This is a genomic window from Streptomyces sp. HSW2009 (assembly GCF_040240285.1).
Lineage (GTDB): Bacteria > Actinomycetota > Actinomycetes > Streptomycetales > Streptomycetaceae > Streptomyces.
Map to the genome: position 1 here is coordinate 1 of NZ_JBEHZD010000535.1, position 5,182 is coordinate 5,182.

Annotated in this window: 3 protein-coding genes and 1 pseudogene; 1 reads left to right on the forward strand and 3 read right to left on the reverse strand. The window is 71.8% G+C overall.

Features of this window, described 5'->3' with window-relative positions; all coding sequences use genetic code 11:
- The 3 genes and pseudogenes from AAHZ94_RS28040 to AAHZ94_RS28050 form a co-directional block, all read right to left on the reverse strand.
- Positions 1 to 224: pseudogene (locus AAHZ94_RS28040) on the reverse strand (hypothetical protein); the annotation flags it as partial.
- Positions 140 to 2,659, reverse strand: coding sequence for a cation-translocating P-type ATPase (locus AAHZ94_RS28045; protein ID WP_349996319.1), 2,520 nt, complete (start codon positions 2,657 to 2,659; stop codon positions 140 to 142). The gene AAHZ94_RS28045 and the pseudogene AAHZ94_RS28040, both read right to left, overlap by 85 nt.
- Before the next feature lie 369 nt (positions 2,660 to 3,028).
- Positions 3,029 to 3,313 (reverse strand): DUF2530 domain-containing protein, encoded by a 285-nt coding sequence (locus tag AAHZ94_RS28050; protein WP_349996321.1) that lies wholly within the window; start codon positions 3,311 to 3,313, stop codon positions 3,029 to 3,031.
- Positions 3,314 to 3,606: 293 nt separating this feature from the next.
- On the opposite strand from AAHZ94_RS28050, the gene AAHZ94_RS28055 reads away from it, so the two are divergent.
- A complete protein-coding gene (locus AAHZ94_RS28055; RefSeq protein ID WP_349996323.1) occupies positions 3,607 to 5,070 on the forward strand; it encodes an NCS2 family permease in 1,464 nt (487 codons plus the stop codon).
- The last annotated feature ends 112 nt before the right edge of the window (positions 5,071 to 5,182 follow it).

Genomic DNA, 5,182 nt, shown 5'->3' on the forward strand with positions numbered 1-5,182 from the left:
GGGGGTGCCGGCTCCGCCCCCCCCCCCCCCCCCCCCCGCCCCCCCCCGCCCCCCCCCCCCCCCCCCCCCCCCCCCCCCCCCCCCCCTCGTCCGTTTCGCTTGCCGCTCGGCGCTCGCCGCCCGGCGGGCGGCCGGCGCGTTACGCCGGGAAGCGCTTGGCCACCCAGCGCCAGGCCACCTCCAGCAGCACGGAGGCCGCAGCGGCGATGCCGACCGCGGTCCACGGCATCGACGTACCCACCAGCTTGAGCGCGAAGAAGTCCTGCAACCACGGCGTGACCAGCACGATCACAAAGCCCAGCGCCATCGTCAGGACCAGCCCGATCCGCCACCAGGTGTAGGGCCTGGCGACGATCGCCAGCACCCACATCGAGATCAGGAACAGCGTCAGCGTCGCCGCGCTGGTCTCCGCGTCCCGCGCCCCGTCGCCGGTGTAGACGTGCCGGGCGATCAGATAGGTGGCGAAGGTGGCGACGGCCGCGATCACCCCGGCCGGGATCGAATACCGCATGACGCGCCGTACGAAGTGCGGCCTCGCCCGCTCCTTGTTCGGCGCCAGCGCCAGGAAGAACGCCGGCACGCCGATGGTCAGCGTGGACAGCAGCGTCAGATGGCGGGGCAGGAACGGGTACGACACCTGCGAGCAGACCACCAGCATCGCCAGCAGCACCGAATACACGGTCTTGACCAGGAACAGATTGGCGACCCGCTCGATGTTGCCGATCACCCGGCGGCCCTCGGCGACCACCGAGGGCAGCGTGGAGAAGCTGTTGTTGAGCAGCACGATCTGGGCGACCGCGCGGGTGGCCTCGGAGCCGGAACCCATCGACACGCCGATGTCCGCGTCCTTGAGCGCCAGCACGTCGTTGACGCCGTCGCCGGTCATCGCCACGTTGTGGCCGCGCGACTGGAGCGCGGCCACCATGTCCCGCTTCTGCTGCGGGGTGACCCGGCCGAAGACCGCGCCCTCCTCCAGGACGGCGGCCATCTCCTCCCGGTCGGCGGGCAACTGGCGGGCGTCCACGGTGTGCTCGGCGCCCGGCAGCCCGAGCTTGCCGGCCACCGCGCCGACCGAGACCGCGTTGTCGCCCGAGATGACCTTCGCGGCGACGTTCTGGTCCGCGAAGTAGCGCAACGTCTCGGCGGCGTCCGGGCGCAGCCGCTGCTCCAGGACGACCAGTGCGACCGGCTCGACGCCCTCGGCCACCCGCTGGTCATCCAGCTCCCGCTCGGTACGGGCCAGCAGCAGCACCCGCAGCCCCTGCGTATTGAGCTCCTCGATCTCCGCGAGCGCCGGATCGCCGGCGGGCAGCAGCACATCGGGCGCGCCGAGGAGCCAGCCGCCCGCCGCCCCGTCAGGACCGGTGAGCGTGGCGCCGCTGTACTTGCGGGCCGAGGAGAACGGCAGCGCGGCGGTGCAGCTCCAGCCGTCCGGCGCCGGGTAGGTGTCGATGAGCGCCTGGAGGCTGGCGTTGGGCCGCGGATCGGACGCGCCGAGCGCGCCGAGGACCTGCCGTACGTACGCCTCGTCGCCGGGCCCGCCGGCGCCTGAACCGGCCGCTTCCGACCCGCCGCCGGCGCCCGACCCCTCAGCCCCGCTCCCGTCGGTCCCAGCCGCCCCGCCGGCCCCCAGCAGCCGCAGCTCCGTGACGTCCATGCCGCCCTCGGTGAGGGTGCCGGTCTTGTCCAGGCAGACCACGTCGACCCGGGCCAGGCCCTCGATCGCCGGCAGCTCCTGCACCAGGCACTGCTTGCGGCCCAGCCGGATGACGCCGATCGCGAAGGCCACCGAGGTCAGCAGCACCAGCCCCTCGGGCACCATCGGCACGATGCCGCCGACCATCCGCCGCACGGCCTCGCGCCAGTCGTGGTTCTCCACCACGCTCTGGCTGATGACCAGGCCGATCGCGGTCGGGATCATCATCCAGGTCACGTACTTCAGGATCTGGCTGATGCCGCTGCGCAGCTCGGAGTGGACCAGGGTGAAGCGCGACGCCTCCTCGGCGAGCTGCACCGCGTACGCCTCCCGGCCGACCTTGGTGGCCGTGAAGGCGCCGCCGCCGGCGACCACGAAGGAGCCGGACATCACCGGGTCGCCGGGGCGCTTGAGCACCGGGTCGGCCTCGCCGGTCAGCAGCGACTCGTCGATCTCCAGGCCGTCGGCCTCCACCACCTCGCCGTCGACCACGACCTTGTCGCCGGGGCCGAGCTCGACCAGGTCGCCGAGGACGATCTCGCCGACCGGGACCTCGGCCGCCACCCCGTCCCGGCGCACGGTCGGCTTGGCCTCGCCGATGACCGCGAGGCTGTCCAGCGTCTTCTTGGCGCGCAACTCCTGGATGATGCCGATCGCGGTGTTGGCCACGATCACGAAGCCGAACAGCGCGTCCTGGATCGGCGCCACGGCCAGCATGATCACGAAGAGGATGCCGATGATCGCGTTGAACCGGGTGAAGACGTTGGCCCGGACGATCTCGGCGGTGGAGCGCGAGGAGCGCACCGGGACGTCGTTGACCTCGCCCCGGCTGACGCGCTCCGCGACCTCGGCCGTGCTCAGCCCGGGGTGCCCCGGCGCACGTGCCGCCGTCCGGGTGGGTGCGGAGGCCGCGTCGCCGTCCGGATCAGGTTCGTCGACTGCGGTCTCAGCCCGATAGGTCATGTCTCGACGGTACGGGGCGGAGCTGGCGGGCACCCCTTGAATTCGCCCCAAGAGGCGGTGGTAGTTCTCTCAACGAATCTCCACACCCGCGCGGCAACCCGACGGCCCTCTACTGCGTCCGCCGCCGCGTGACGATCACCGCCGGTACCGGACTGACCTGCGGGTTCGGGAGCGGCGTGGGGTGGTTCCGGCTGGTTGTCCGTGGGCCCCGACGGTGTGCCGGGCGGCTGACCGCGGGGGCCCGTGACGGCTGGCGGAGCCGGGAACGGCGGGCGAAACCGGGCCGACGAGCCGACGGGCCCGCGGCGGTGCGGAGGCGGTGCGGCGGTGTGTGGCGGTGGCGCACCGGGGCGTGCCCCGGCGTGCGGGTCACGCGGGGTGGGCCGGCTCCGCGCCGTCCGCCGCCCGGGCCGCAGCCGCCCGTCGGATCGCCTCGTCGCGCTTGCGCACGTACCAGATGCCGATCAGCCCGAGCCCGCCGCCGGCCAGCGGGGTCCACAGCCACCACAGGTGCCCGTGGTCGTCGAACCAGCCGTAGAACGGGAGCTGGACGAGGAAGAGGACGAACCAAATCACCGTGCCGCCGGTGATGGTGGCGACGACGTTGCCCTCCAGCGGCTCGGGCGCCTCGTGCAGCGGTGTCCACTTCTTCATGCGGCCAGCCTAGTCCGTCGCCCGGACGGCACCCGGCGCCGGGCAGTGGCCGCGGGAGATCCGGATCTATACCGGTCTACGCGCGGAGATAGCAATCTCCTCCTTGTTTGTTCATACTGCAACGGTCCGGTTTCGTCCGGTCTTACTCGTAGGAACATCCGAGTACGGGTGGGCGCGCAGCCGTCGGTACGGACCGTCGGTCGCGCGTCGGTCGTCGCCAGGACGGCCCACCACGTCCCCCCGGTGCCACCCCCGCCCCGCCTTCCCCCAGGCCCGTACGACTGAGGTCCCGCATGTCTTCCCCGGACACCGCTGCGGCGGACGCCGAGCAGCCGCCCCCACCCGCCTCGCGCAACGCCGTCGACCGGTTCTTCCAGATCTCGCAGCGGGGCTCGACCGTCGCCCGCGAGGTCCGCGGCGGGCTGGCGACCTTCTTCGCGATGGCGTACATCATCGTGCTGAACCCGATCATCCTGGGCTCAAGCCACGACAAGTACGAGCACTACCTGGACAACGCGCAGCTCGTCACGGCGACCGCGCTGATGGCCGGGCTCACCACGCTGCTGATGGGCGTCATCGGCAACGTGCCGATCGCCATCGCCGCCGGCCTCGGCATCAACGCCGTCGTCTCGCTCCAGCTCGCCCCCAAGATGAGCTGGCCCGATGCGATGGGCATGGTGGTGCTCGCCGGTCTGGTGCTGATGATCCTGGTCGCCTCCGGTCTGCGGCAGCGCGTCATGGACGCCATCCCGGGCGGGCTGCGCCGGGCCATCGCGATCGGCATCGGCCTGTTCATCTCGCTGATCGGCCTGGTCGACTCCGGCTTCATCACCCGCAACCCGGACAAGGCCCACACCAGCGTCCCGCTCGGCCTCGGCATCGAGGGCAAGCTCCAGGGCTGGCCGGTGCTGATCTTCGTGGTCGGGCTGGCGCTGACGTTCGTGCTCGTGGTCCGCAAGACCCGGGGCGCGATCCTGATCGGGATCACCGTGATGGCCTTCGTCGCCATCATCATCAACTCGCTCGTCACCATCCCGGACGCGAGCTGGGGCCTGGCCGTCCCCGAGGTGCCGGACAAGGTGGTGGACACCCCGGACTTCGGTCTGATCGGTGAGATCAGCCTGTTCGGCGGCTTCCACGAGGTCGGCATCCTCACCGGCTGCCTCTTCGTCTTCACCGTGCTGCTGTCCGGCTTCTTCGACGCGATGGGCACCATCATCGGCGTCGGCGAAGAGGCCGGCCTCACCGACGAGAAGGGCCAGCTCCCCGGCATGGGCCGGATTCTGATGGTGGACGGCGTCGCGGTCGCCGGCGGCGGCTTCGGCTCCGCATCGGCCAACACCTGCTTCGTGGAGTCCACGGCCGGCGTCGGCGAGGGCGCCCGTACGGGCCTGGCCAACATCGTGACCGGCGGCCTCTTCCTGCTCGCGCTCGTCTTCACGCCGCTGGCCAAGGTCGTCCCCTCGCAGGCGGCGACGCCCGCACTGCTGGTCGTCGGCTTCCTGATCATGGCCTCGAACATCACCGAGATCGACTGGAGCGATGTCACGATCGCCATCCCGGCGTTCCTGACCATGGCCACGATGCCGTTCACGTACAGCATCACCAACGGCATCGGCATCGGCGTGCTGTCCTTCATCCTGCTGCGCGTCGCGACCAACCGCTGGCGTGAGGTGCCCTGGCTGCTCAACGTCGTCGGCGCGTGCTTCCTCGTCTACTTCCTGCTGCACCCGATCGAGGAGGCGCTGGGCGTGTAGCCCCCGCCCTGCCGCGCACCCCGTGGGCCGCGCCCGACCGTTCTCCGGCCGGGGGGGGGGGGCGCGGCGCCGCCTCTGACGCTGGCGACGAAGCGGCGCGGGGCGATCTCCG